A 24,539-nucleotide genomic window follows, 5' to 3' on the forward strand; every position below is an offset into this window, starting at 1 on the left:
CAGGAGGGACGAGAGCGAGTTGTACGACTTCGGCTAGTGTGCGACCTCAGCGGGCCGGGCCGGCGGGCCGAACGGCGTCCTGTCCGGCCGCTAACGGAACAGCGCGTCCTCGACCTGGAAGCGGATGAACTCGCCGTCGGCCCATCGCTCGCTCCCCGGCCACCATCCGCCGCGCAGCCGGGCCGGTACGGTGAACCCGTCGAAGGTGGCCTCGTCCTCGCACTCCACCCCGAACAGGTGACTGCGGAACGGGCCTTTGTCCGGGTTGCCCCAGCGCTCGACGGTGACGGCGGTGAGGGCGCCGGTGGGGGCGACGGTCAGCGTCACGTCGAAGTCCTCACCGCCGACCGGCACGACGGCGATCACCCGATCGTCGTCGAGGGGCTTCCACCTCAGGCGCGGGTCGAGCGCCGCGGCGGGCGCCATGACGAACTCGCAGGCCAGCCGGCCCGCCGCGCTCCTGGCGAGGTCCGGGCCGGTGCCCGACATCACCGGGACGACGTTCAGCAGCCGCCATCGCATCTCCCCCACGCCCGCCCGGTAGCGGTCGAAGCCGCTCACCGGCAGCGCCCCCATCCAGGCTCCGGCCGTCCAGACGAACCCTTCCATCGGCGCCAGCACCTGCAACGCCGCGAAGCGCCGCCAGCGGCCGAGCCTGATGTCGCCGCGCATGCGCAGCACCACCGCACGCAGCAGCGGCGTGCCGGGCTCGATGGCGTGCAGGACCCAGCGCCGGGCCGGTTCGGGCAGCAGATCCGCCTCGGCGGGGTCGAACGGGCGCGGGTTGCGCGTCCCGGCCTGCAACAGCTCCCAGTCGCGGCGGGCCTGTTCGGTCAGGTGCGGCGGAGCGAGGACGACGCTCATGACGACCCGCCTCCCGCCCGCACGACGGCCACCGGCCGCCGGTCGCGGGCTCGCCGCGCCGGCGCGTCCAGCAGTCCGGCACCTCGTCCGGTCGGCGTCTGGTGATGGCCGGCGGCGGTGAGCGCGTGCTCGGCCGCCCCTGGCCCGCGCACCGCGGCGTACGAGGATGCCGAACCGTCGAATCCGACGACGATCATCTCTTCCACCCCATCACGGTCTCGAATCTCCCTGTACCACCAGCACACTCCGCCCGGACGGCCGGTCACAGAGGAGAAGGTCCATCCGCGACCTGTGCCATTGGTCCCCGGGATCCCGGACGTTCGCCGCTGTGCCGGACGCGGCCGGACGCGCACCATGAGCGTGTACCGGAAGGACGAAGGAGAGGTGAGCCACCATGATCGGCGGACGGATGCTCATGGAGTCACCGGCGCTCGAGGTCGAGCTCCTTGCGCTGCGGAAGCGGGTCGACGAGCTGGAGGAGCAGGTACGCACCTTGACGGCCGCCGGCCTCGCGCTCGCCCGCATCCTGGAGAACCTCCAGCGCACCACGACGAGGCCCGTCCCCACCGGCTGAGCCGGATCAGAGGCCCTCGCCTGCCCGGGGGCCGCCGCCGGAGGGGGCGGCCCGAAAAACCCGCTTCGCCCCTGACCTCGTACGGCCGGGCGGCTGGAGGAAAGGAGATACGCATGAACATGGGCATCATGTCTCACATGGGAAGCGGCGTCGGCTGGATGGGGGGAGGCGTCATGCTGCTCCTGTGGGCCGCCCTCATCGCGTCGGCCTGCTGGCTCGTCATCCGCGCCGCGTCCCCCGCGCGCCTGGTTCCCGTCCGCGTCGACCGGGCCCGCGACCTGCTCGCCGAGCGCTACGCGCGCGGCGAGATCTCGACCGAGGAGTACCTGGACCGGCTGACGTACCTGACATCCCGCTGACCGCCGCGAACGCCGGCGCACGGCTCCGTCCCGGACGCCCTCGTCTTCCGGGCGCCGGCGGAGGCGGCCGTACTTCTCCGGCCGGCCCCGATGCGGCCTGTCCGGTCAGAGGCTGGTGACGCCGTGGGCGCGGAACTGGGCGTGGACGCGGTCCAGGAGCGCCTGGTCCGGTGGTGCGACGTCGGCGAGAGGGTAGGGCAGGCCGAGCCGCTCGTACTTGGCGGTGGCCATGCGGTGGAAGGGCAGCACGTCGACCCGTTCGACGTTGCCGAGCCCGGCGACGAAGCGGGCCAGTCCGTCCACGTTCGCGGGCGCGTCGGTCAGCCCGGGGACCAGCACGAACCGGATCCAGGTGGGCCGGCCGAGCTCGGCGAGCCGGCGGGCGAAGCGCAGCGTGGGCTCGACCGGCCCGCCCGTGACCCGGCGACAGGTGGCCGGGTCGAAGGACTTGATGTCGAGCAGGACCAGGTCGGTGTCGGCGAGCATGGCGTCGGTGGCGCGGACGCCGAGCAGGCCGGAGGTGTCCAGGGCGGTGTGCAGGCCGCCGTCGTGGCATCGGGCCAGCAGCTCGGCGGTGAAGCGGGGCTGCAGCAGCGGCTCCCCGCCGCTGACGGTCACCCCGCCGCCGGAGACGGCGAGGAAGCGCCGGTACTTGCCGATCTCGTCCATGATCTCGTCGGTGGTCGTCCGGCGGCCGTCGCGCATCCGCCAGGTCTCCGGGTTGTGGCAGTACTGGCAGCGCAGCGGGCAGCCGCAGGTGAAGACGACGAAGCGGGGGCCGGGGCCGTCCACGCCGACCGACAGGTCCCAGGAGCTGATGACGCCCGTGCCGGGCGCTCGAGGCAGGCGTCCGGCGGGGCGGGTGGCGGTGTTCACAGCGCGTCGTGGAAGGTGCGGTTGACGACGTCGCGCTGCTGCTCGGCGGTGAGCCGGACGAAGTTGACCGCGTAGCCCGAGACGCGGACGGTCAGGTGCGGGTGGCGCTCGGGGTGTTCCATCGCGTCCAGCAGGACCGCCCGGGTCAGGACGTTGACGTTCATGTGGAAGCCGCCGGCGTCGACGTAGCCGTCGAGCACGCCGACCAGGTTGTCCGCGCGTTCGGCGGGGGTGCGGCCGAGGCCGTCGGGGGTGGTGGTGCTGGTCAGGGAGATGCCGTCGAGCGCCTGGTCGTAGGGCAGCTTGGCGACCGACAGCGCGGAGGCGACCAGGCCGTGGCGGTCGCGGCCGTTCATCGGGTTGGCGCCCGGGGCGAACGGTTCTCCGGCGCGGCGGCCGTCGGGGGTGTTGCCGGTGTGCTTGCCGTACACGACGTTGGAGGTGATCGTGAGGACGGACTGCGTGTGCTCGGCGTCCCGGTAGGTGCGATGCCTGCGGATCTTGGCCATGAACGAGCGCACCAGGCCGACGGCGATGGCGTCGGCGCGGTCGTCGTTGTTGCCGTAGGCGGGGAAGTCGCCTTCGACCTCGTAGTCGACGGCCAGCCCGGTCGTGTCGCGGACGACCCTGACCCGCGCGTGCCTGATCGCCGACAGGCTGTCGGCGGCGACCGAGAGGCCGGCGATGCCGCAGGCCATGGTCCGCCTGACCGGGTGGTCGTGCAGGGCCATCTCGATGCGCTCGTAGGCGTACTTGTCGTGCATGTAGTGGATGATGTTGAGCGCGTTGACGTAGGTGCGGGCCAGCCAGTCCAGCATCCGGTCGTAGGCGGCCATGACCTGCCCGTGGTCCAGGTACTCGCCGGTCAGCGGCGGGAAGGCGGGGCCGACCTGCTCGCCGGTGAGCTCGTCGCGGCCGCCGTTGATCGCGTACAGCAAGGTCTTGGCCAGGTTGACGCGGGCGCCGAAGAACTGCATCTGCCTGCCGACCGGCGCGGCGGAGACGCAGCAGGCGATGGCGGTGTCGTCGCCGGTCCGCGGGCGCATCAGCTCGTCGCTCTCGTACTGGATCGAGCTGGTCTCGATCGACAGGGCCGCGCAGAAGCGCTTGAACGGCAGCGGCAGCCGCGGCGACCAGAGGACGGTCAGGTTCGGCTCGGGAGCGGGGCCGAGATTGCGCAGCGTCTGCAGGTAGCGGAAGCTGGTACGGGTGACCAGCGGGCGGCCGTCGTCGCCGATGCCGCCGATCGACTCGGTCACCCAGGTGGGGTCGCCGGAGAAGAGCTGGTCGTACTCCGGCGTGCGCAGGAAGCGGACGATGCGCAGCTTGATGACGAAGTCGTCGACGAGCTCCTGAGCCCGTTCCTCGGTGATGCGGCCTTCGGCGAGGTCGCGCTCGACGTAGACGTCGAGGAAGGTGGAGGTGCGGCCGAGCGACATGGCGGCGCCGTTCTGCTCCTTGATCGCGGCCAGGTAGGCGAAGTACAGCCACTGGACGGCCTCGTGCGCGGTGGCGGCGGGCCGGGAGATGTCGTGGCCGTAGGAGGCGGCCATCGTCTTCAGCTCGTCCAGGGCTCTGATCTGCTCGGCCAGTTCCTCCCGGTCGCGGATCACGGCGCCGGTGGCGTCGCGGTCGTCCAGGGAGCGCAGCTCGGCGTGCTTGGCCTCGATCAGCCGGTCCACGCCGTACAGGGCGACGCGGCGGTAGTCGCCGATGATGCGGCCGCGGCCGTAGGAGTCGGGCAGGCCGGTGATGACGCCGGCCTTGCGGGCGCGCCTGATCTCCGGGGTGTAGGCGTCGAACACGCCGTCGTTGTGGGTCTTGCGGTACTTGGTGAAGATCTCCTTGACGGCCGGGTCGAGCTTGCGGCCGTAGGCGGCCAGGCCGTTCTCGACCATGCGCAGCCCGCCCGCGGGCATGATGGCCCGCTTCAGCGGCGCGTCGGTCTGCAGGCCGACGATCAGTTCGAGGTCCCGGTCGATGTAGCCGGGCGGGTGAGCGGTGATCGACGAGGGAGTCGAGGCGTCCACGTCGAGGATCCCGTGCTCGCGCTCCTCGGGGAACAGCTTCGACACCGCCGCCCACACGGCCCGCGTCCGTTCCGTCGGCCCGGCGAGGAAGCTCGCGTCGCCCTCGTACGGCGTGTAGTTGGCCTGGATGAAGGCACGCACGTCCGGCGCCGCACGCCAGCCCTCCCCCGCGAACCCCTGCCACGCGCCCGTCTGTACCCCGGTCAGCGTCATGAGTTCCCCTTCGCGTCGATGTCCCTCCTCACTCTCTCCGCGAGGGGCGGGCCGCCGCCGCGGTCCAAGGCCATCGGCGTCCGGGACCAAGGTCCCGGACGGCTCACGCGGTGAGCAGCCCTCGGAGCAGGCGCTTGGCGCCTTCGTTGGCGGCGACGTACAGGACGGTCAGGGCGGCGAGCGCGCCGAGCACCGGCCACGTCAGCGGTGCCAGCCCCAGCACCCCGCCGACCGGCGTGTACGGCAGCGCCACCGTCAACACGGCCACCGCCACACTCGTCAGCAGCAGCGGCCGGGACGGCCGGCTGCGGTAGAACGGCCGCGCGGTCCGCAGCACGAGCATGACCGCCAGCTCGGTGGCGGTGGACTCGATGAACCAGCCGGTGCGGAAGACGTCGGCGCCGGCGTCCAGGCCCAGCCTGAGCACCAGGAACGTGGCGATGTCGAACACCGAGCTGAGCAGCCCGAACATGATCATGAAGGTGCGGATCCCGGCCAGGTTCCACGACCGGGGCCGCCGCAGCTGCTCGGGATCGACCTGGTCGGTGGCGATCGTGGTGCCCGGGATGTCGGACAGGAAGTTGAGCAGCAGGATCTGACGCGGCAGCAGCGGCAGGAACGGCAGGAACGCCGAGGCGGCGGCCATGCTGAGCATGTTGCCGAAGTTGGCGGAGATGGTGACCCGCACGTACTTGAGGGTGTTGGCGAACGTGCGCCTGCCCAGGCGCACGCCGTCGGCGATGACCTTCAGGTCCTTGTCCAGCAGCACGATGGCGGCCGACTGCTTGGCCACGTCCACGGCCGTGTCGACGGAGATGCCGACGTCGGCGGCGTGCAGGGCGGGGGCGTCGTTGATCCCGTCGCCGAGGAAGCCGACGGTGGCGCCGCAGGCGCGCAGCGCCCGGACGATGCGCTCCTTGTGCAGCGGCTCCACCTCGGCGAAGACCTCGACGCTCGCCACCCGGGCGGCCAGCGCGGCCTCGTCGAGCCGGTCGAGCTCCGGACCGGTCAGCACCTCGCCCCCGAGGCCCACCTCGCGGGCGATGCGCTCGGCGGCCAGGCGGTTGTCGCCGGTGATCAGTCGTACGGAGATGCCCAGGTCACCGAGGTCGCGCACCGCTTCGGCGGTGCCCTCCTTGGCCGGGTCGTGGAAGGCGAGCAGGCCCGCCAGCGTCATCCCGCTCTCGTCGGCGACGGTCGCGCGCGAGCGTCCGGGCAGCTCCGACGTGGCCAGGCCGAGCACGCGGAAGCCGTCCCGGCTCAGCTCGGCGAAGCGCTCCATGACGGCCTCGCGCACCGTCTCCAGCGGCACCGTCCCGCCTGCTGTACGGGCGGTGGAGCAGGCGGCGAGCACCGCCTCCAGGGCGCCCTTCGTGATCAGGGTCGGGACGCCGGCCTCGGCCACGAGCACGGACAGGCGCTTGCGCTGGAAGTCGTAGGGCACCTCGTCGAGCCGTGCCGCCGCGTCGATCGGCGGCGCCCCCGCAAGGACGGCCTCGTCCAGCGGGTTGGCGAAGCCGTGCTGGAGTCCGGCGTTGAGGCGGGCCAGCCGTAACACCTCCGCGCTCGGCTCGCCGCCGACGCCGGTCGCCCGGTCCAGCCGCACCGCGCCGGCGGTGAGCGTACCCGTCTTGTCGGTGCACAGGACGGTCATCGCGCCGAAGTCCTCGATCGCGTCGAGCCGCTTGACGATGACCCGCTCGGCGGCCATGCGCCGGGCCCCGGCCGACAGGCTGACGGCCACGATCGCGGGCAGCAGCTGCGGGGTCAGGCCGACGGCCAGCGCGAGGGAGAACAGCAGCGCGTCCACGACGGGACGGTCCAGCACCACGTTCACGACGAAGATGGCGGTGACCAGCACCACCATCGCCCGTACGAGAAGCAGGCCGAAGCGGGTCATGCCGCGTTCGAAACCGGTGGTGACCTCGCGGCCGGCCAGCTCGGCGGTCACCTCGGCGAACTTGGTGGCGCGGCCGGTGCGCAGCACGGTGGCGGTGGCGGTGCCGCTGGCGACGTGGGTGGCGGCGTACAGCTCCGCCGTGTCGGCCTTCTCGACGGGGAAGGACTCGCCCGTCAGCGCGGACTCGTCCACCAGCAGGCTCTGGGACCGTTCGACGGCGCAGTCGGCCGGGACGATGTCGCCCGCCCGCAGCACCAGCACGTCACCCGGGACGATCTCCTCGGCGGGCACGGACACCTCGCGGCCGTCCCTGATCACCTCGGTCTCCACGCGGACGCGGGCGAGCAGGGCGTCGACGGCGCTGCCCGCCGAGTGTTCCTGCCAGAACCCGAGCGCGCCGCTCAGGACGATGATCACCAGGATGATCAACCCGTCCGTAAGGTCGCCGAGCGCCATCGACAGGATCGTGGCGGCGATCAGGATGAGCACGATGGGGCTGGTGAACTGGGCCAGCAGCAGTCGCGCCCCGCGATGCCCGCGCGGCCCGGCGACCCGGTTCGGTCCCTGCAGCCGGAGCCGCCGACGCGCCTCCAGGCTGGTCAGACCCGGCATGCTGCGTGGTGGCGACGGGGAGATCGACATGAGGACGTCCTCCTTCCAGGACCACCCCAGCACAGCAGTGCCGTCACCTCGGTGCAGGAGACTTTCGGCACCGAGTCGACGGACCTTCGTCCTCGCCGCGGCTCGTCCGCCGCAGGCACGGCGAAACGCCCACCCCCCGGGTGCCTAGGGGGTGGGCGTGTGCTCGTGCGCATTACTTCAGCCAGGCGTTGCGCCGGACGATCGGCAGGTTGCCCAGGCCGAGGGTGGCGCCCGCGCCGGCCATCGCCAGGCCGATCAGGACGATGGCGTAGATGATGTGCTCGTCCATGAAGGGGTTGTTGGCCAGCGGGAGTTCGGCGGCCCACATCAGGGTCAGCATGAGCGTGCCGGCGACCGCGGCGATCCGGGTGCCGACGCCCAGCACCAGCGCCAGGCCGATCCCCGCCAGACCGGCCATGAACAGCCAGTCCACCCAGACCTGTCCGGCCAGGTTCGAGAACAGGCCGCCCAGCGCGTTCTCGCCGGTGCCCTTGAGGAAGCCGGTCGTCGGGCTGCCGCCCGCGATCCACGCCTTGCCCGCAGGGGTCGCGAAGCCCCACCCGAACGTCTTGTCCAGGAACGCCCACAGGAAGATCCAGCCGATCGCGATCCGGGCGACGGCCCAGACGTACTCGACCGGACGGCGTCCGGCGGCGGTGGCGGTGGCGGCGCCCGTGTACGTGACGGGCCGGTCGATCGTGGTGGCCATGACGGCCCCCTTTCGGTGGTGATTCGTCGTTCTCTTCCGCGCCTCCATCACACCGTGGCCGGCGATTCGCCGGCAGTGCCCTACGACCGTCGCGCGGAGGACCTTGGTCCCGGCTCACGCTCGGCGGTCATCTGTCCGAACGGCCGGAAACCGACCATGGGCTGCTCCAGCCATTCCATCAGCTCCGGGAACGGAAGTCTGACGTCTCTCCGCTCCGGCAGGCTCATCACGTTCGCGCCGTGACCTTCGGGCCTCTCGTCATCGTCACCCCTGACGGCGCCACCACCGTGGACGCCCGCGTCAGGGGCGCTCCCGGCCAGGCCCCGCCCTCCCCGCTGCGGCGACGCCCGCGCTGACCTACGACGGCGCCCGTCCGGGACTTCCGCCCCTGTTTGCCCGGCTCGGCCGGAGTTGTGATGAGGGCAGGAACGAAGCTCACGGAAGGAGCCGTCCCATGAAGATGACCGTCGCGGACGTGATGACCGGCAAGGTCGTGTCCGTCACCCCCGCCACCCCGTTCAAGGAGATCGCCGAGGCGCTCATCGCCGGCGGCATCAGCGCCGTCCCCGTCGTGGACGACGAGCAGCGCGTCGTCGGCGTGGTGTCCGAGGCCGACCTGCTGCGCAAGGAGGAGTTCCGCGAGCTGTTCTACCGCGAGGGCTACCAGCCGCCGCTGCGCGCCCGGCTGCGCCGTCCGAAGGGCCGCCAGAAGGCCGCCGGCGACACCGCCGCCGAGCTGATGACCAGTCCCGCGATCAGCGTCTCCCCCGAGGCGTCGGCGGTCTCGGCCGCGCGCCTCATGGACGCCCACGACGTCAAGCGGCTCGCCGTGGTCGACCGCGACGGCCGCCTCCAGGGCATCGTCAGCCGCCGCGACCTGGTCAAGCTGTTCCTGCGCCCGGACGAGGAGATCGCGGCCGAGGTGCGCGACGAGATCCTCGACCAGAAGCTGTGGGTGGAGACCTCAGGCGTGCGGGTGGAGGTGCGCCAGGGGATCGTGACGCTGTCCGGCTGGATGGACCGCCGCACCGAGACGGGCATCGCCGTCCGCATGACGAGCCGGGTCAACGGCGTGGTCGACGTCGTCGACAAGCTCACCTGGAAGACCGACGACTCCACATGGCAGGCCCGCTAGCGATGCCGGTCCTGAGCGGAAGCCGTCCCCCGCCCGGAACGGGACTTTGGCCTCTGCTCGCACGTCCCCGCCGCCGGAAGACTGGGGGAAGCCGAAGATGAGGAGCAGCGAGATGACAGTCACCCGGGAAGAGGTCAAGGTCCACGGCGACGAGCTCGCGGACAAGGTCAAGTCCCTGATCCATGAGGGCAACGTCCAGCGGGTCGTCGTCAGGGACTCGCACGGGCACACGGTGATGGAGGTGCCGGTCACGGTCGGCGTGGTGGCGTTGATCGCCGCGCCCGTCGTCACGGCCGTGGCCGCGATGGCGGCCGCCGCCGCGGAGTGGTCCATCCAGGTCGAACGACACGCGCAGGACGAGCAGCACGTACCGCCGCAGGTCTGATCGCGCGTCCTCCCCGCCATCGGCCGTCCGCGCCGGTGGCGGGGACCGATCAGGCGACGACCGCGTTCCGCTGCCGACGCCGCCCGCGACAGAATGGCAAGATCCAACAGCGACCGGGATCGGACAGAACGCGAGGAGTCAGGTGTCCTTCGAACAGTGGAGCGCACGGTGGGAATCAGTACCGCTGTCGGAGGCGGCAGAGCGCTACGACCTCTGCCAAGCCAGCGACAACCGCGTGGAGGATCTGGAAGAACTCTTCGGGGACGAACCGGAGTGCTTCTTCGTTCACCGGGGTGACCTCACCGTGGACGGGCCTTTGTCGACGGGGAACGACCCTGGCCTGGCGGAGGACACCGTTTACGTCATCGACGGCGACCTGACGGTCAACGGGCCGATGCGCTTTCTGAACGCGGATGTCTACACGCCGCTCTACATCACCGGCTCGGTCACCGCGCAGCACCTGATGTGCCTGCTGGACAGCCATCTGTTCATCGGCGGCTCGCTCACCGTCGGGGGCCTGCTGATGACCGAGCTCTCCGACGCGGGAATGGTCGTCGTACACGGTGCCGCGTCTGCGGGCGCGTGGCTCGAAACCTGGGACAGAGGCGACGTCACCTTCGTCGGCACCCTCAAGGCCCGTCGGCTGCGTATGCCGAAGGGTGACTACCTCGAACGCTCCGACGCCGATGACGCGGCCGACATCCTGTTGCCCGAGTTCCTGGACGGCGACACCGAAGACGCCGCGGAAAAGCTCTGGAAAGCCGCGCTTGAAGGGCGTCCCCTTCTGCGCCCCTGACCTCCGAACGCCCTCAATCGGCGGACACGCATCGAGCTGGTCTTCACCCCGGGAGAGGCGGAGCCCACACCTTGCTGATGCGGGTACAAGGGATACGGCAGTGCCTCTTCCCGGGTGCGGCTGCCCCGCGAGGCCCTACATCGGCTCATGGCTCCTCATCCGGCCGGGCCCGTCCTGCACGAGTGGTCGCGGGCCGGATTCCGCCCGGCGGGATTCGGCCTGGCTGATCAGGCGCCTGCCCAATCGCTGCGCCGGCAGCTCCACCCACCGCCAGGTGAGCGCGCACAGCCCGAGCAGCACCGCGTACACCGCCACCAGCAGCGTCAGGCGCACCGCCACCGGTACGGCCGACGGGTCCGGCACGAAGAACTCGACGCTCTCCAGCAGCAGCGGGTGCAGCAGGTAGATCGAGTACGACACCAGCCCCAGCCAGGTCAGCCACGACGGCATCGCGCGGCGGCGCAGTGCCATCGCGGCGGCGAAGGTCAGCCAGGCCGCCACGACCGCCACCTGCAGCCCCGGCTCCGCTCGCGCCGACCACAGCCCTGCCACCGGCACCAGCGCCACCCACGCGAGGTGCCGGTGACCGAACTGGCCGGTCTCGACGCGGTACAGCGTGGTGCCGGCGAACATGGTCGCCAGGATGGACAGCCCCTGCCACGGCCCGGGATAGCTCTGGTTGACCGCCAGCAGCAGCAGGACCGTGCCCGCGACGGCCACGGCCCCCGCCTGCCGTACCCGCCTGCCGCCGCGCAGCATGGCGGCCAGCCCCGCGGCCACCACGACGGTCACCACGACCACGACCGCGAGCATCCGGCCCGCGCCGCCCGCCGACAGCAGCGTCACCGGCAGCAGCCCGGCGCCGAGCACGGCGGCCGCCGCGAAGCCGAGCGCGGCCGCCGTGCTGCGCCGGTGCACGCCGAGGGTGAACATCGCCGTCAGCAGGAGGTAGAAGGCCATCTCGTACGACAGCGTCCACAGCACATTGACCAGGTTCGGGACGTACAGCAGGTTCTGCAGCATGCCGGCGTGCGCCAGGGCCAGCGCCACCGGCCGGCTGCCCCACCAGACGTGCAGGTCGTCCCAGCCGGCCGCCACGAGCAGCAGCATGCCGGCCACGCACACGCCGAACAGCGGCCACAACCGGAAGAACCGCGAGATCCAGAAGGCCCGCACGCTCCCCCTGCGCTCCAGCGACGCGGGTACGATGTAGCCGCTGACCAGGAAGAACACCGTCACGCCGTACCAGCCGGGGTCGAAGACGGCCTTGACCGGCGGCCGCCCCTCCGGCCACAGCGGGGCGAGCGCGTGCTCGAAGACCACCACCATCGCGGCGAGCCCGCGTAACGCGTCCAGCCAGGCCAGCCGCCGGGCGGCGGGAGGAGCAGAGAAGAGGCTCTGCGCCTTGATCATCCACCGCCGCACCCTCGACACCACCGGCACCCGTTCCTCCTTGATCGGCTCGATCGCCTGAATCAGCACGCCTGCCCCCACCTGGCCGTCAGCACGATCCCGGCCGCCCGTGGCAGCCGGGACGCGGCCTGCCCCGGGCTGCACAGGGAAGACCGGGGCTCCGGGCTCAGTCGGGCAGGTCGTACCACTGGGGTTGGGGGTGCGGGGTGGGGGCGGGGCCCGCGTCCGCGCCGGGGTTCACGTACAGGTCGACGGTGTCGGAGCTGTGGAAGCGGGTGGACGCCACGATCCAGTCGTCCTTGATCCGGCTTCCCGGCACGGCCTCGTCGAACCACGAGAGGCTGCCGTCGTCCTCGTTCCGTTGCTTCCAGAGCAGCCGGTAGCCGGCCTTCAGCCCGCGCCGGCCCAGCTCGGCCCGTACCTCCGCGACCGTCTTTCCGTGGCTGGTGTAGCCGGACAGGGCCTCCTCGCCCTCCGGGTCGACAGGGCCGTTCTCGACGTACGGCTCGCCCGGCCTGGCGGGACGCCCGACGCCGAACACCACCCGGCCGGGGAAGTCGGCCGGCATCCAGACCTTGGCGCAGAACGCCGACGAGCACGGCGTGATGCCCTGGGTGCCGATGCTGCCGTGCCACTTGAAGCCGTCCGGGACGACGGGCCCGATCAACGTCCCCACCTCGGAGGGCGCCACCGGGACCACCTTGACCGTGACGTTCAGCCCGACCGCCCGGAACGCCTCCTCGAAGCGGCGGCGGTCGGCCGTGGGATCGGTGATGTTCACGCTGAAGTACCCGCCGGTCTTCTCGATGGAGACGGCGGCGTTGGCGTAGCTGGTCACCGGGCCGCCGACCATGCCGGCGCCGACGGCGACGGCCGCCGCCGCGGCCATGGTCGCGAGGCCCCGCGCCAGCCCTCGGCGCACCCTGCGGCGGGGCCGGGCCACGATGACGGGCTCGCGCTCCTCGGACATGATCGCGTGCATGAGGTCCCGAGCCTCCGGCGCGGACGCCTCTCCGGCGAGGTCCTGGTCACGGACGTGGGCGAGATCGGCGAGGTTCACAGCGAGCTCCCTTCCAGGGCGACGGCGCGAGGGTGGTCGAAGCCGGCCTTCGCCAGGTCCCGGGCGAAACGCCGGCGGGCGCGGTAGAGCCTGATCCGTACCGCGTTGCGGGAGACGCCGAGCACGCGGGCGATCTGCCCATGGTCCAGCGCCTCCCAGGCGACCAAGGAGAGCAGCTCCCGGTCATCGTCGGACAGGCCGCGGAAGACGTGTCCCATCTGCGACATCTCGTCCTCCGGCGAGCGGGCCAGCGCCGGGGAGGCGGCGAGCCGCTCCCGCAGGGCCGCCGTGCGCTGCTCATGGCGTTCTTCGCCACGCCGGTGGTTGGCGAGCACCCGCCGCGCCACGCCGTACAGCCACAGCCGCGCCTCGTCCCCCTCGGGCAGCTCCTCGATGCGACGCCACGCTGTGGTGAACGTCTCGGCCACCACGTCGGCCGCGTCCTCGGGGTGCCCGCAGCGGCGCAGGACGTACCCGAGTATGGGTTCGTAGGCGGATTCGTAGATCTCCACGAACCGGCTACGGGGATCGGCTCCCATCCGGTCTCCTTGTCTGGATCATCTGTCACATAAATCCATGTCCGGAACTTTGGCGGCATTTCCCTGCGGGTCGCGGGGCGGGGATCGAGAACCTCGAACAGGAGCTCACCGGCTGCCGATCGATGAAGGCCCGCCTGCTCCTCAACCCTGACGACGCCCTCGAAGGCCAGGGCCCCGGCCCGGTGCGTCTCCAGGACCCCGGACATGCACTCGCGCCGCATCAACGCCGCCTACTTCGCGCTCCAGACCGGCGACTTCCAGACCGCGCGGGAGATCGCCCGCGCCGCCGCCGACGAATGCCGGGCGGCCAGCGAGGTCAGCAAGCTCGCGGTGCTCCAGGCGAGCGGCCGCGCAGGGAGCGGAACAAGAAGGGCCCTGCAGACCTTCCAGCGCCTTGAGGCCCGCCCGTGGGCCGAGCGTGCCCGCGGCGGGCCGGACGAACAAGGAGATCGGCGCGCAGCTCTTCCTCAGCCCCGAAGACCGTCAGCCACCACCTGTACAGAGCCTTCCCCAAGCTCAACGTGACCAGCCGGGCCCAGCTCGCCGGCCTCGACCTGACCTGACATGAAGCCCGGAACTCTTCAGGCGGCACGGTGACCGGGCCCGCGGGCTACAACTGGCGGCGGATCGCGTCGATCGTCGTCTCCGGCGAGGTGTTGAAACAGAACCGGATCCCCGGCGCCGCGGCGACCAGCACGTTGATCAGCCGTTCGAAGAGCAGGGTGTGCTCGGGAATCGTCCGCACGCCGGCTCCGATCATGGCCACGCCGAAGGAGGGCCCGGCCTCCAGACAGTCGCGAAGGGTCCTCTCCGCCGCTTCCGGGTCGGCTTCGACGAGACAGGGCGTCACGTCGAGCCCCGCCTCGCGCAGGGCCGCGTCGCCCTGCGCGATCCGGGCCGTGAGCGCCTGCTCGTCGAGGCCGGGCAGCGTGGTGTAGTCGATCGCGCTCGGGTGCAGGCCGATGGAGATGATTGCGGTCATGTCTTCTCCTACCAGGGAATCGGGCCGTTGCCGCCGAAGAAGCCGCCGGTCGGCCCGCCCGGCTCCAGGGTGGCCAGGCGGACGACGACCTCGGCTGCTTCGGCCACCGTGTGGAGGCCCGTGTGATGGTTCATGTCGGTGGCCGGGTTGCCCGGGTCCGCGGCGTTGATCCTGAACGTGGGCAGCGCCCGGGCGTACTGGGAGACGATCATATTGAGCGCGGTCTTGGACGAGGCATAGTCCAGGGCCAGGAAGCCGTGTTCAGGGCGGGCGGGGTCGGCGGCGTTGGCCAGGGAGGCCAGAGCGCTGGAGACCATGACGACGCGGGCGTGCTCCGACCGGCGGAGCAGGGGCAGGAACGCATGTGTCACCCGTACCGGGCCGAACACGTTGGCCTCGTACACCGGCCGCAGCGTGCCGGCGTGCATGTCGGCCGGATCCATGAGCGGGCCGCCGACACCCGCGTTGTTGACCAGGACGTCCAGGTGGTCCGTCTGCTCGGACACCCTCTTCACGGCGGTCGCGGCGGAGTCGTCGGAGGTGACGTCCAGCTCGACGAACGCGACGTCGAGCCCCTGGGCCGCCAGCGAGTCCGCGGCCCGCCTGCCCCGTTCCGGGTCCCGGGCGGTCAGGAACACGCGCCAGCCAAGGCTCGACAACTGGCGTACGGTCTCCAGTCCCAGCCCCTTGTTCGCCCCGGTGACCAGGGCCATCGTTCTCAGGTCTGCGGTCATGGCCTCCATCATGGGGACGGCCCCCGCGGCCTGCCAGGACGGGTGTGGCCTGGGACCGGCCGTACCACCCGTTCGAGCCGGACGATGCGGCAGGATCGAGGCATGAACCGCGCCGAACTCGCCGAAGTGCTCCGTACGGCTCGATCGCGCCTGCGTCCGCAGGACGTCGGGCTGCCGGCGGGGCCCCGCCGTCAGGTCAGGGGGCTGCGCCGGGAGGAGGTGGCCCTGCTGGCGGGCCTGAGTGTCGACTACGTCGTACGCCTGGAGCAGGGCCGCGGTCCCCGTCCGTCGAGTCAGGTCATCGCCGCGCTGGCCCAGACGCTGAGGCTCGACGACGACGACCGCGACCTCGTGTTCCGGCTGGCCGGTCACGAGCCGCCCCGCAACGGGAGCATCCAGATGGTCGTACGGCGGAGCGTTCTGCGCCTGCTGGACCGCATGTCGGACCTGCCCGTGCTGGTGCTGTCGGCCAAGGGCGACGTGCTGGCCTGGAACCCGCTGGCGGCCGCGCTGCAGGGCGACATGTCCGCCTGGCCCCGCCATCGGCGCAACCTCATCTGGCAGCGCTTCCTCGGCAGCAGCCGCTGCCAGGTCGCCCTGAACGCGGGCGAGGACGACGCCGCGGCCCGCGCCTCGGTCGGCACCCTGCGCGCCGCGCAGGCCCGCTATCCTCGCGACCCGGACCTCGTCCGGTTGATCGCTGAGCTCCGTAGCGGGAGCCCACGCTTCGACGAGCTGTGGCAGGAGGGTCGCTCCGCCGCCTGGCGCGCCGCGACCAAGAGCATCAGCCATCCGGCGCTCGGCACCGTCACGCTCGACTGCGACACCCTGCTCCTTCCTGACGACAACCAGACGGTGCTGGTGTACTCCGCCGAGCCGGGCTCCTCCGAGGCGGCGGCGCTCGACCTCCTGCGCGTGACCGGGCTGCAACAGGTCTGAGCGCTGCGGCATGCGTGGCGCGGGTTCACGCCGCCGGCGTCCATGACGGGCCGCTCATGGCGGCGGTCAGCGCGACGCGCAGCCGTTCGTACGTGGGGGCCAGCCGGCGCAGGCCGGAGGCGAGCGCCGCGTCGTCGCCCGACACGAGCGGACCTTGCAGGCCGCCGACGATGCGGGCCTGCTCCGTGGCGATGGCCGCGCCCGCGTCGAGGCGGAGGGACGACAGGCAGGCCGCCAGGTCGTTGAGGCGGCGGGCGCCCACCCGCACCGCGAACGCCTGCCACAGCGCCCTGATCTCGGGATCCAGCCCTTCCTCCACCAGTTCGGCCGTGCGCTCGGCGGCCTCGGCCAGCCCCAGCGTGCCGGGCGGGACCTCCACGTCCGTACGCCCGGCCAGCCAGGCCAGCCCGGCGGGCAGCGAGCGCCGCAGCGCCTCCCGCGGGCCGACCTGCTCGCGCCGGGTGAACCGGCGCCGCATCCGGAACGGCCGCTCCAGGTAGGGGATCAGCTCTCCGCGCCAGGCTGCGGCGAAGGCGCCGACCGGCAGGGTGGCGTACGGGTAGCCCTGCGGGTCGTGCACGAGCACGGTGTCGCGGCCCACTTCCAGCACCACCACGTAATGGTCGGCGCCGACCGCCTCGCCCGACCCTGGCTGGTACGCCAGCAGACCGAGCTCAAGCGGCCCGGCCACCACCGGCCCGTCCTGGCAGGCCCGGCGCAGCCGGTCGAGCGCCGCCGCCGCCGTCCCGCCGTCCGCGCGTTCGCACTCCCAGCCGAGCAGGCCGATGGCGGCGTCGATCCCGATCTCGGGGTCCCAGCCGAACGCGTCGAACAGCGGCAACCGGCCGCCGATGAGCTGCATCCCGTACGGGGAGCCTGTCAGGACCTCGATCACGGCCGGCGGCGGCGCCTCGCCGCCCAGGACCATCGCGAGGGAGTTGGCGTAGCAGTACGGCCCGGAGCCGACATAGGTGACGGACATGGTCGGCACCTTGCCGCCTGACACGGTGTCATGGTCAAGGCCGTCGTCCTCACGGCTCCAGGCGGGAGAGGTCGAGCCGGGCCAGCCGGTCGGGGTCGGACAGGATGTCGATCGTGGCGATCCTGCCGTCGGAGATGGTGAAGCTCATGACGGAGATCAGCTCGTCGTCGATGCTGTTGACCAGGCCGGCGAGGCCGTTGACGAGTGCCGGGCGGGTGGTGGCGCTCGTGGCCATGCGCTGGAAGGTGGCGAGCTGTCCCGCCACGGCCGCGACACCGCCCAGGACCTTCAGACCGCCGGCGAGCATCCCGCCGTCGGCGCGCAGCAGCACGCCGGGGTCGAGAACGGACACCAGCGCGGCCAGGTCGCCGCCGCGCGCGGCGGCCAGGAACGCGTCCACGACGCGGCGCTGATCGGCCAGGTCGGGGTCAGGGTTCGGGGTCGCGCCGCGGACCCGCAGGCGGGCCCGGCTGGCGAGCTTCTTGGCCGCCACGGGGGTGCGGTCCACGATGGGCGCGATCTGCTCGAACGGCAGGCCGAACATGTCGTGGAGCACGAACGCCAGCCGTTCGGCCGGGGTCAGGGACTCCAGCACGACCAGCAGCGCCAGGCCCACCGAATCCGCCAGCAGCACTTCCTGCTCCGGGTCGGCGGCATCGCCAAGGCTGACCACCGGGTCGGGCAGACGCTCCTCCAGCGACTCCTCCCGCCGGGACTTACGGGCCCGCAGCATGTCCAGGCACACCCGGCCGACCACGGTGGTCAGCCAGCCGCCGAGGTTGTCGATGTCGCCCGCGTCCGAACGCGCCAGCCGCAGCCATGCCTCCTGGACGGCGTCCTCGGCCTCGGTCAGCGAGCCGAGCATGCGGTAGGCGACCGCCTTCAGGTGGGGGCGGTGCCCCTGGAACTCGTCGGCCAGGAAGTCATGGGGCGTCACGGTCGCAGTCCTCTCAGCTCAAGCCAGGTCAGAACGCTGACGCGTCAACCCGGCGAAAGGTGACCGCGAACGCATCCGGTCACCTTTCCCCCCGGCCGTCCGTCATGCCGGCGACCGACACCCCTTCAGGAAAGGTTGCCGACGATGAGCAGGACGGATGTCCACGGAACGGTCGCGGACGGCTTCGAGCCGGTGCGCGAGGCGTTCGCCGAGGTGGCCGCCGAGCAGGGCGGCCAGGCGGGCGCGCAACTGACGGCCTACGCGCACGGCCGGCGGGTGGTCGACCTGTGGGCCGGGGACGAGGTGAGCGGGGACACGCTGACCGGCGTCTACTCCTCCACCAAGGGCGCCGCGACGCTGGTGGCGGCCCTGCTGGTCCAGGAGGGGGCGCTCGCCCTCGACGAGCCGGTGGCCCGGCACTGGCCGGAGTTCGCCGCCGCCGGCAAGGACCGGATCACGCTGCGGGACGTGCTGACCCACCGCTCGGGCGTGATCGGCGTCGACGGCGGGCTGTCGGCGGCCGAGCTGGCCGACGACGCGGTGATCGCGCGCCGCCTGGCCGGGCAGCGGCCGTACTGGAAGCCGGGCTCGGCCTACGGCTACGGCGGGTTCGTCTCGTTCGCCATGGTGAACGAGGTGATCCGGCGGGTGACCGGCCGGTCGCTGCAGCAGGTGTACGACGAGCGCATCCGGACCCCGTACGGGCTGGACCTCTACCTCGGGCTGCCCGAGGACCAGGAGCGCCGGTTCCGGCCGATCCAGCGGTGGACGGCCACCCCCGAGCAGGAGGCGGCGTTCTGGGAGAACGTGCCCGGCCCGCAGAGCATTCTCGGCATCGGCTACGGGCTCAACAGCACGCCGCCGCTGGACCAGGTGGCCTTCGCCAACACCCGGGCCGTCCGCGCCAGCGGCCCGGCGTCGGCCGGCGGCGTGGGCAGCGCGCGCGGCCTGGCCGGTCTGTACGCGGCGGCCGTCTGGGGCGTCGGCGGCCGTCCCCCGCTGCTCAGGCCGGACACCGTCGGCGAGTTCTCCATGCTGCACTCCACCGGCGGCGACCTGGTCCGCGGCGACCAGGGCAACTACGCGCTCGGGTTCCAGGCCAAGGGCCTGCGGTACGGGTTCCTCGGCGCGAACGCCTTCGGCCACGACGGCTCGGCGGGCTCGGAGTCCTTCGCCGACCCGGCCAGCGGCATCGCCTTCGGCTACACGCGGCGCCGCTTCGGCTTCGGCTGGTCCTACCCCGAACACGACCGGCTGGCCGCCGCCGTCCACCGCGCCGCCACCGTCTGAGGACCTCGCATGAGCACGCACACCGCGCCCCGTCCTGAGAGAACCGGCCTCGCCCTCCTGGTGATCGCCGCCGCGCAACCGCTGATGGTGATGACGGCACCATCGTGACCGTGGGCCTGCCCGTCGGCGGCGCGCCTCGCTGATCTCCGTCGCCTCCCCGTCACTTCCGGCCCGCGGGATCCGTCATAGCGGCGGAACACCGTTGCATCAGAAAGGGACCCCATCACCATGACCAGCACCGAGCAGCAGCACCGCCGGTCGCGCCTGTCCAACCCCGCTGTGCTCGTCCCCGAGCTGAAGGACATCGGCGGCGCCCTGTTCAGAGCGACCGGGAACGGCTCCGTACCGGAGGCCACCATCAGCCTGCTCCAGTTGCGCGCCGGGCAGATCGTCGGCAACACGTACCTGACGGTCCTGCACACCGGCAACCTCCGCAAGGGCGGGGAGGCCGAGGAGCGCATCACCGCCGTGGCGTCCTGGCAGGACGCCCCCTGCTTCACCGACGCCGAGCGCGTCGCGCTCGCCCTGGTGGAGGCCGTGCTCACCGCGAATGCGGGCGGCGAGCGCGTCTCCGACGAGCTGTACGAGCGGGCGCGCGAGCACTACGACGAGAAGGCGCTCGCCACGCTCGTCATGGCGATCGGCCAGGTCTGCTTCTTCATCCCCCTGGCCCTCATCGGCAAGCCGCTGCCCGGCGTGTCGCCGACGGAGCAGTGGAGCCGGTAGCCGGCCCAGCGAACCGCGGGGTCTGCGGCCCGGCCGGTCGCCTACCGGCCGAGCATCACCAGGTCGGCGTCCTCCAGGTACTCGGGGTCGGCGAGCAGGTCGACGTGGGTGATCCTGCCGTCGGCGATGGTGAAGGCGAAGACGACCCGTGGCCGTCCACCAGGCGCCCACACCAGACCCGGTGCGCCGTCGATGAGCGCGAGCTCGGCGGCCCGGGCCCGGCCGGCGAAGGTCTCGGCCACGCCGTCCGCCCCTCGTACCAGCCTCGACGCGCCGGAGAGCACGGCGGTGCGGTCCGCGCTGATCTCCACGTCGGGGTCGAGCAGCGCGAGCAGGGCCGCGAAGTCCCCGGCGCGTGACGCGGCCTGGAAGGCCGCGACGATCTCCCGCTGCCTGGCGGAGTCGGTTGCGGCTTCCGGGGTCGCCGGGTGCTGCACGCGCCGGCGGGCGCGGCTGGCCAGTTGCCGGGCCGCGGCGGGCGTCCGGTTCACGATGGTCGCGATCTCGCCGAACGGCACGGCGAACATGTCGTGCAGGACGAACGCGATCCGTTCCGCGGGCGTGAGCGTGTCGAGCACCACCAGCAGGGCCAGGCCGACCGAATCGGCGACGACCGCCTCGTGCTCGGGGTCGTCCGCCTCGCGAAGGCCGGCCGTCGGGGCCGGTCCGGAGGCGGGCAGCGGCTCCTCGCGGCGCGTCCTGCGATCGCGCAGCATGCTCAGCGCCACCCGTGCGACGATCGTGGTGAGCCAGCCCGGCACGTTCCGCACGTCCTCCGCGCCGGCGCGGCTGAGCCGTAGCCAGGCCTCCTGCAGCGCGTCGTCGGCCTCGCTCGCCGAGCCGAGCAGCCGGTGGGCCACCGCCCACAGGTGGTCGCGATGCTGCTGGAACCAACCGGCCAGCAGGTCCTTCTCCTCCATGACGCCGTCCCTCTCGTGCTGTCTGTACCGGATGACGCAGAAAACCGCGGAAACGTGACAGGCGGCGCGCTGTCACAACCTCCCCTCGCCGCGAGTCATCAGGGCGGAAGTCCAGTCGATGAAGCGGAGAGACACATGCAGACACGGATGAAGAACCCCGCCGTCGTCCTGCCGACGGCGATGGCGCCCATCCAGGAGCTCTTCAGGGCCGCCCGCACGGGCGGCGTGCCGGAGAGCACCCTGGGGCTGGTGCACCTGCGCGCCAGCCAGATCAACGGCTGCGGCCCGTGCGTGGAGTCGGGCGTGCGTGCCGCCAGGAAGCTCGGCGAGAGCGACGAGCGGACGGGGTCGGTCGTCGCCTGGCGGGAGACGCCCTACTTCACCGACGCCGAGCGCGCCGCGCTGGCCCTCACCGAGGCCGCCACCCGGCTCGCCGACCGCAGCGACCCGGTCCCCGACGACGTCTGGGACGAGGCGGCCCGGCACTACGACGAGGCGGGGCTGGCCGCGATCATCCTGATGGCCGCGGTGACGAACCTGTCGAACCGGCTCAACGTCACCACCCGGCAGCTCGCCGGCCAGAAGTGGGGCTGAGCCGCATGACGAACACGACGGAGTGCTCATGACCACGCGCACCTGGCCGGCCACGATCCTCTACTGGTATCTGGCCGTGTCCTTCTTCATCGGTTTCGCCACCAAGTTCTGGCCCGGGCCGACCTTCTTCGGTCCGGCCTACGCGGAGAAGTTCGTCGACTGGGGCTGGCCGCCGTGGATGCGGTTCGTGGTCGGCGGCCTGGAGCTCGTCTTCGGGCTGGCGATGCTCGTCCCCCGGCGGCGGGTCAGGTTCATCGGCGCCGCGGGGCTGGTGTTCGTGCTGGTCGGCGCGGTGACGACCCACCTCATCGATGTCGCCCCCTTGTACGAGGAGGTGTCGGCGCCGCTGCATCTGGTCATCATGATCGGCGTGGCGCTGGCGAACTGGCCGGCGGACTGGCGGGACCTTCTCCGTCCCTTCGGCGACCGTGGCGTCCGCGCGGCGCCGAGGACGTCGGCCGGCCGGGCTTCGGCCGTCCGGTAGGAACAACCGGCAGGGCCGTGATCCAGTACGTGATCACGGCCCTGCCGGGCACAACGGTGTGGCCCGGGCCTCCGCCTGTCCTTCGGCGGAGGCCCGGGCCACGGCGCCGACCTCAGCCGGTCACCGGTACGGCGCGTGCGTCATGAGGGCTGGAGGTCGACGACGACCTCGTAGACGCCGGGCCGCGCGGTGATGTGCAGGCCGGGGTCATTGAGCAGCCGCTGGGCGCTCTCCTGCCATTCGGGCCTGCTCAGCGCCTCCTCCAGCCGCCTCCCGCTCTCCCAGTGGGCCACGTTGACGAACCGCAGCTCGGCGTCGTCGATCAACGACCGGTGCAGCCGGGCGCGGACGAATCCCGGCTGCCTGGCCATGATCTCGGCGTTCTCCATCCACAGCGGCAGGAACGTCTCCGCCTCCTCCACCGGTACGGTGAAGGCGTTGATCATGGTGATGGGCTCGTCGACCGGCGTCTCGGTGCGGGTGATCGGAACTTCATTCATGATTTCTCCCTTGTGGTCGGTGCCGAGAGGATCAGTCGGCCATGCCGAGGACCTGTTCGACCGTTTCCGGCCGGTCGAGCACCGCGAGCATGGCGTGGGCCACGTCCGCGCGTGAGACGTACCGGCCGCCCCGCACGTTCTGTCCGACCGCCGTCCGGTAGGCGCCGGTCACCGGCTTGTCGGTCAGCTGCACCGGCCTGAGCACGGTCCAGTCCAGGCCGCTGTCGCGTACGTCGTCCTCCATGACGGCCAGATCCAGATACTGCGGGCGGAGCGCGGCCTTGACGATCGGATACACCACGTAACGCAGGAACGGACCGTCGCCGGGGTCGTGCCGGGGCGGGTTGGGGCGTCCGGGGGAGGGCGTGGTGCCCACCGGGGCGGCGCTCACCACGATCAGCCGGCGGGTCCCGGCGGCGCGCATCGCCGCGATGATCGCCTTGGTCCCCCTGGAGGCCACCCCCGCCGCGGCGTTGTTCGGCGGGCCGAGCGCCGACAGCACGGCGTCGGCTCCTTCGACGGCGGGCAGCAGGGTCGCGACGTCGGCCGCGGCCATGTCGGCGGCGCGCACGACGCGGACCGGCTTCCCGTCCAGCCTGGCCGGGTCGCGTACGACGGCCGTGACGTCGTGCCCCTGGGCCAGAGCCTGGTCGAGCACCTGCCGGCCGACGCCACCGCTGGCGCCGAAGACAGTGAGTTTCATGGACGAATCCCTTCGGGTTCGTTGAAAGGGGGTTGCCCGGGCAGGCGATCCCGGCTCATGGGCGGCGGCCGACGCGAAGGCCCCGAAGACGCCCAGATCGCCGACATGTACGGACACCCCTTGCTTGCCTTTCGTCTTCACCTGGACGACGGCGCGGGCACGGCGAAGGTGACGACTCTCGCCAGAGACGCTCCGCGAGGTCGGCGGCCGAGCCCGTCCCGTCGCCTCCATGACTCGCCGCACGGCGCGAACGTGACAAGCGGCGGCTGTCACCTCTTTCGATCCCCCGGAGTCAGGTTCATGACCAGCGGACGGCCGCGCACGGGCATCGGCCTGGATATTTCGGTCCGAAGTGCGAAGTTGGACGACGTTCCCGCGCTCGTCGAGCTACGCATGGCGAACGCGGAACATCACGTCGGGCTGGGCCCTTCCGTCCATCGCCGACCGGACGGCGACGTGGTGCGCGGCCACTTCGAGAGCCGTCTGCGCGCCGGGCAGGATGACCTGCTGCTCGTGGCCGAGGTCGATGGCGAGGCGGCGGGCATGGCGGAGGTCGTCCTGCGGCCGGCGGCTCCCGACCATCAGATCCTGATCCCGCGCCGCACCGCGGAGGTCCACACCGTGGTCCTCGACCGCCATCGCGGTCAGGGCGTCGGCCGGGCCCTGCTGGCCGCGGCTGAGCGGAGCGTCCGGGGCGCTCAGTGAGGGGGTGCTCCACCGATCGGTTGATCGGCTCCACCGTCTGAACGATCGCCCGGATCCACCGCCCACCCGGCGGATCGGGCGATCCGCGCGGGGCGCCTCCGTTGCGACGCTGGATCCCGTCGGCGAGCGGCACGGACGGAGGCGGTCGAGATGCGCAATGTGGTGTGGCTGGTCAGAGGGTACGTCGCGGTCAGCGTGCTGACGGTGGTGACGATGGTCTTGTTCAGGAACGACGGGACGATGGTCACCGGCTCGGTGTGGATCCGCGGCACGCTCGTCGCCGTCGCCTCGCTGGTCACGTTGTTCTTCGCAGCACGGGCGGCCAGGGGCGAGCGGAAGATGCTGCTGCGGCTGCGGATCGTCACCTCGATCATGCTGGTCGCGATCGTGGTGATCATCGCGTTGCCCGGTCTGTTCCCGCTCTGGTTCAAGCTGGAGCAGGGCGTCTGCGGCCTGCTCCTGCTGCCCGTGGTCGTCCAGCTCAACCGGCGACCGGCGGACCGGCGGTGAGCACGCCGGCGGAGCGGCCCGGCGGCTAGATTGTCCTG

General features: G+C 71.9%; 29 protein-coding genes. 13 read left to right on the forward strand and 16 right to left on the reverse strand.

Annotated features, from left to right (window positions below; all coding sequences use genetic code 11):
• Positions 1-90 precede the first annotated feature (90 nt).
• On the reverse strand, positions 91-864 hold the full coding sequence (locus ACIBQ8_RS04025; RefSeq protein WP_397168898.1) for a DUF6544 family protein: 774 nt from the start codon (positions 862-864) through the stop codon (positions 91-93).
• Positions 861-1,061: a hypothetical protein gene (locus ACIBQ8_RS04030; RefSeq protein WP_397191002.1), complete on the reverse strand. Its 201-nt coding sequence runs from the start codon at positions 1,059-1,061 to the stop codon at positions 861-863. The genes ACIBQ8_RS04025 and ACIBQ8_RS04030 overlap by 4 nt, the downstream gene beginning before the upstream one ends.
• A gap of 197 nt (positions 1,062-1,258) precedes the next feature.
• Here ACIBQ8_RS04030 and ACIBQ8_RS04035 point away from each other — a divergent pair, with 197 nt between their 5' ends.
• Together ACIBQ8_RS04035 and ACIBQ8_RS04040 are read left to right on the forward strand one after the other, a co-directional pair.
• Positions 1,259-1,438 (forward strand): hypothetical protein, encoded by a 180-nt coding sequence (locus ACIBQ8_RS04035; RefSeq protein WP_397191003.1) that lies wholly within the window; start codon positions 1,259-1,261, stop codon positions 1,436-1,438.
• Positions 1,439-1,575: 137 nt separating this feature from the next.
• Entirely contained in the window at positions 1,576-1,797 is a 222-nt protein-coding gene (locus ACIBQ8_RS04040) for an SHOCT domain-containing protein (protein ID WP_397191004.1), read from the forward strand.
• A gap of 105 nt (positions 1,798-1,902) precedes the next feature.
• On the opposite strand, the gene pflA is transcribed toward ACIBQ8_RS04040, so the two are convergent.
• From pflA to ACIBQ8_RS04060, 4 genes are all read right to left on the reverse strand, one after another.
• Positions 1,903-2,673 carry a pyruvate formate-lyase-activating protein gene (gene pflA, locus ACIBQ8_RS04045; RefSeq protein WP_397191005.1) on the reverse strand — a complete coding sequence of 257 codons (771 nt, stop codon included), beginning with the start codon at positions 2,671-2,673 and terminating at the stop codon, positions 1,903-1,905.
• Complete coding sequence (pflB, locus tag ACIBQ8_RS04050) at positions 2,670-4,916, reverse strand: formate C-acetyltransferase (protein WP_397191006.1); 2,247 nt, start codon at positions 4,914-4,916, stop codon at positions 2,670-2,672. The genes pflA and pflB overlap by 4 nt, the downstream gene beginning before the upstream one ends.
• Positions 4,917-5,019: 103 nt before the next feature.
• Positions 5,020-7,458: a magnesium-translocating P-type ATPase gene (gene mgtA / locus ACIBQ8_RS04055; RefSeq protein ID WP_397191008.1), complete on the reverse strand. Its 2,439-nt coding sequence runs from the start codon at positions 7,456-7,458 to the stop codon at positions 5,020-5,022.
• 172 nt (positions 7,459-7,630) lie between these two features.
• Positions 7,631-8,167, reverse strand: coding sequence for a hypothetical protein (locus ACIBQ8_RS04060; RefSeq protein ID WP_397191009.1), 537 nt, complete (start codon positions 8,165-8,167; stop codon positions 7,631-7,633).
• A gap of 454 nt (positions 8,168-8,621) precedes the next feature.
• On the opposite strand from ACIBQ8_RS04060, the gene ACIBQ8_RS04065 reads away from it, so the two are divergent.
• The 3 genes from ACIBQ8_RS04065 to ACIBQ8_RS04075 all read left to right on the forward strand — a co-directional run bounded on the left by ACIBQ8_RS04065 (position 8,622) and on the right by ACIBQ8_RS04075 (position 10,483).
• Positions 8,622-9,302, forward strand: coding sequence for a CBS domain-containing protein (locus ACIBQ8_RS04065; RefSeq protein ID WP_397191010.1), 681 nt, complete (start codon positions 8,622-8,624; stop codon positions 9,300-9,302).
• A gap of 112 nt (positions 9,303-9,414) precedes the next feature.
• A complete protein-coding gene (locus ACIBQ8_RS04070) occupies positions 9,415-9,687 on the forward strand; it encodes a DUF4342 domain-containing protein (protein WP_397168914.1) in 273 nt (90 codons plus the stop codon).
• 142 nt (positions 9,688-9,829) lie between these two features.
• Complete coding sequence (locus ACIBQ8_RS04075; protein WP_397168916.1) at positions 9,830-10,483, forward strand: hypothetical protein; 654 nt, start codon at positions 9,830-9,832, stop codon at positions 10,481-10,483.
• A gap of 135 nt (positions 10,484-10,618) precedes the next feature.
• Here the strand turns inward: ACIBQ8_RS04075 and ACIBQ8_RS04080 are convergent, their stop codons facing one another.
• From ACIBQ8_RS04080 to ACIBQ8_RS04090, 3 genes are all read right to left on the reverse strand, one after another.
• Entirely contained in the window at positions 10,619-11,965 is a 1,347-nt protein-coding gene (locus tag ACIBQ8_RS04080; RefSeq protein WP_397191011.1) for an acyltransferase family protein, read from the reverse strand.
• A 97-nt stretch (positions 11,966-12,062) separates the two neighbouring features.
• Positions 12,063-12,956 (reverse strand): hypothetical protein, encoded by an 894-nt coding sequence (locus ACIBQ8_RS04085; protein ID WP_397191012.1) that lies wholly within the window; start codon positions 12,954-12,956, stop codon positions 12,063-12,065.
• Positions 12,953-13,495 (reverse strand): RNA polymerase sigma factor, encoded by a 543-nt coding sequence (locus ACIBQ8_RS04090; RefSeq protein ID WP_397191013.1) that lies wholly within the window; start codon positions 13,493-13,495, stop codon positions 12,953-12,955. The genes ACIBQ8_RS04085 and ACIBQ8_RS04090 overlap by 4 nt, the downstream gene beginning before the upstream one ends.
• A 407-nt stretch (positions 13,496-13,902) precedes the next feature.
• Here ACIBQ8_RS04090 and ACIBQ8_RS04095 point away from each other — a divergent pair, with 407 nt between their 5' ends.
• Positions 13,903-14,058 carry a LuxR C-terminal-related transcriptional regulator gene (locus tag ACIBQ8_RS04095; protein ID WP_397191014.1) on the forward strand — a complete coding sequence of 52 codons (156 nt, stop codon included), beginning with the start codon at positions 13,903-13,905 and terminating at the stop codon, positions 14,056-14,058.
• Between the two features lie 47 nt (positions 14,059-14,105).
• On the opposite strand, the gene ACIBQ8_RS04100 is transcribed toward ACIBQ8_RS04095, so the two are convergent.
• Both ACIBQ8_RS04100 and ACIBQ8_RS04105 read right to left on the reverse strand, forming a co-directional pair.
• Positions 14,106-14,477: a hypothetical protein gene (locus tag ACIBQ8_RS04100; protein WP_397191015.1), complete on the reverse strand. Its 372-nt coding sequence runs from the start codon at positions 14,475-14,477 to the stop codon at positions 14,106-14,108.
• Positions 14,478-14,485: 8 nt separating this feature from the next.
• Positions 14,486-15,211, reverse strand: a complete 726-nt coding sequence (locus tag ACIBQ8_RS04105) for an SDR family NAD(P)-dependent oxidoreductase (protein ID WP_397191016.1) — start codon at positions 15,209-15,211, stop codon at positions 14,486-14,488.
• A 102-nt stretch (positions 15,212-15,313) separates the two neighbouring features.
• Here ACIBQ8_RS04105 and ACIBQ8_RS04110 point away from each other — a divergent pair, with 102 nt between their 5' ends.
• The gene (locus ACIBQ8_RS04110; protein ID WP_397191017.1) at positions 15,314-16,150 is read left to right on the forward strand and encodes a helix-turn-helix domain-containing protein; all 837 of its coding nucleotides are present in this window, start codon (positions 15,314-15,316) and stop codon (positions 16,148-16,150) included.
• Between the two features lie 25 nt (positions 16,151-16,175).
• Here ACIBQ8_RS04110 and ACIBQ8_RS04115 read toward each other — a convergent pair whose 3' ends face one another.
• Together ACIBQ8_RS04115 and ACIBQ8_RS04120 are read right to left on the reverse strand one after the other, a co-directional pair.
• Positions 16,176-17,132 carry a hypothetical protein gene (locus tag ACIBQ8_RS04115; RefSeq protein WP_397191018.1) on the reverse strand — a complete coding sequence of 319 codons (957 nt, stop codon included), beginning with the start codon at positions 17,130-17,132 and terminating at the stop codon, positions 16,176-16,178.
• 49 nt (positions 17,133-17,181) lie between these two features.
• Positions 17,182-18,069 (reverse strand): sigma-70 family RNA polymerase sigma factor, encoded by an 888-nt coding sequence (locus tag ACIBQ8_RS04120; protein ID WP_397191019.1) that lies wholly within the window; start codon positions 18,067-18,069, stop codon positions 17,182-17,184.
• Between the two features lie 144 nt (positions 18,070-18,213).
• Here ACIBQ8_RS04120 and ACIBQ8_RS04125 point away from each other — a divergent pair, with 144 nt between their 5' ends.
• Both ACIBQ8_RS04125 and ACIBQ8_RS04130 read left to right on the forward strand, forming a co-directional pair.
• Positions 18,214-19,359: a serine hydrolase domain-containing protein gene (locus ACIBQ8_RS04125; protein ID WP_397191020.1), complete on the forward strand. Its 1,146-nt coding sequence runs from the start codon at positions 18,214-18,216 to the stop codon at positions 19,357-19,359.
• A 228-nt stretch (positions 19,360-19,587) separates the two neighbouring features.
• On the forward strand, positions 19,588-20,085 hold the full coding sequence (locus tag ACIBQ8_RS04130) for a carboxymuconolactone decarboxylase family protein (protein WP_397168931.1): 498 nt from the start codon (positions 19,588-19,590) through the stop codon (positions 20,083-20,085).
• A gap of 41 nt (positions 20,086-20,126) precedes the next feature.
• Here the strand turns inward: ACIBQ8_RS04130 and ACIBQ8_RS04135 are convergent, their stop codons facing one another.
• Positions 20,127-21,005, reverse strand: a complete 879-nt coding sequence (locus ACIBQ8_RS04135) for a sigma-70 family RNA polymerase sigma factor (protein ID WP_397168933.1) — start codon at positions 21,003-21,005, stop codon at positions 20,127-20,129.
• Between the two features lie 135 nt (positions 21,006-21,140).
• On the opposite strand from ACIBQ8_RS04135, the gene ACIBQ8_RS04140 reads away from it, so the two are divergent.
• Positions 21,141-21,599 carry a carboxymuconolactone decarboxylase family protein gene (locus tag ACIBQ8_RS04140; RefSeq protein ID WP_397168935.1) on the forward strand — a complete coding sequence of 153 codons (459 nt, stop codon included), beginning with the start codon at positions 21,141-21,143 and terminating at the stop codon, positions 21,597-21,599.
• Positions 21,600-21,627: 28 nt separating this feature from the next.
• Positions 21,628-22,083, forward strand: coding sequence for a DoxX family protein (locus ACIBQ8_RS04145; protein ID WP_397191021.1), 456 nt, complete (start codon positions 21,628-21,630; stop codon positions 22,081-22,083).
• 140 nt (positions 22,084-22,223) lie between these two features.
• Here the strand turns inward: ACIBQ8_RS04145 and ACIBQ8_RS04150 are convergent, their stop codons facing one another.
• Positions 22,224-22,583, reverse strand: coding sequence for an antibiotic biosynthesis monooxygenase family protein (locus ACIBQ8_RS04150; protein ID WP_397168938.1), 360 nt, complete (start codon positions 22,581-22,583; stop codon positions 22,224-22,226).
• Positions 22,584-22,614: 31 nt separating this feature from the next.
• Positions 22,615-23,286, reverse strand: a complete 672-nt coding sequence (locus tag ACIBQ8_RS04155) for an NAD(P)-dependent oxidoreductase (RefSeq protein WP_397191022.1) — start codon at positions 23,284-23,286, stop codon at positions 22,615-22,617.
• Positions 23,287-23,586: 300 nt separating this feature from the next.
• Here ACIBQ8_RS04155 and ACIBQ8_RS04160 point away from each other — a divergent pair, with 300 nt between their 5' ends.
• Positions 23,587-23,991 carry a GNAT family N-acetyltransferase gene (locus ACIBQ8_RS04160; protein ID WP_397191023.1) on the forward strand — a complete coding sequence of 135 codons (405 nt, stop codon included), beginning with the start codon at positions 23,587-23,589 and terminating at the stop codon, positions 23,989-23,991.
• Positions 23,992-24,141: 150 nt separating this feature from the next.
• Positions 24,142-24,501, forward strand: a complete 360-nt coding sequence (locus ACIBQ8_RS04165; protein WP_397191024.1) for a hypothetical protein — start codon at positions 24,142-24,144, stop codon at positions 24,499-24,501.
• The last annotated feature ends 38 nt before the right edge of the window (positions 24,502-24,539 follow it).

This window comes from Nonomuraea sp. NPDC049646, from assembly GCF_044465525.1.
GTDB lineage: Bacteria > Actinomycetota > Actinomycetes > Streptosporangiales > Streptosporangiaceae > Nonomuraea.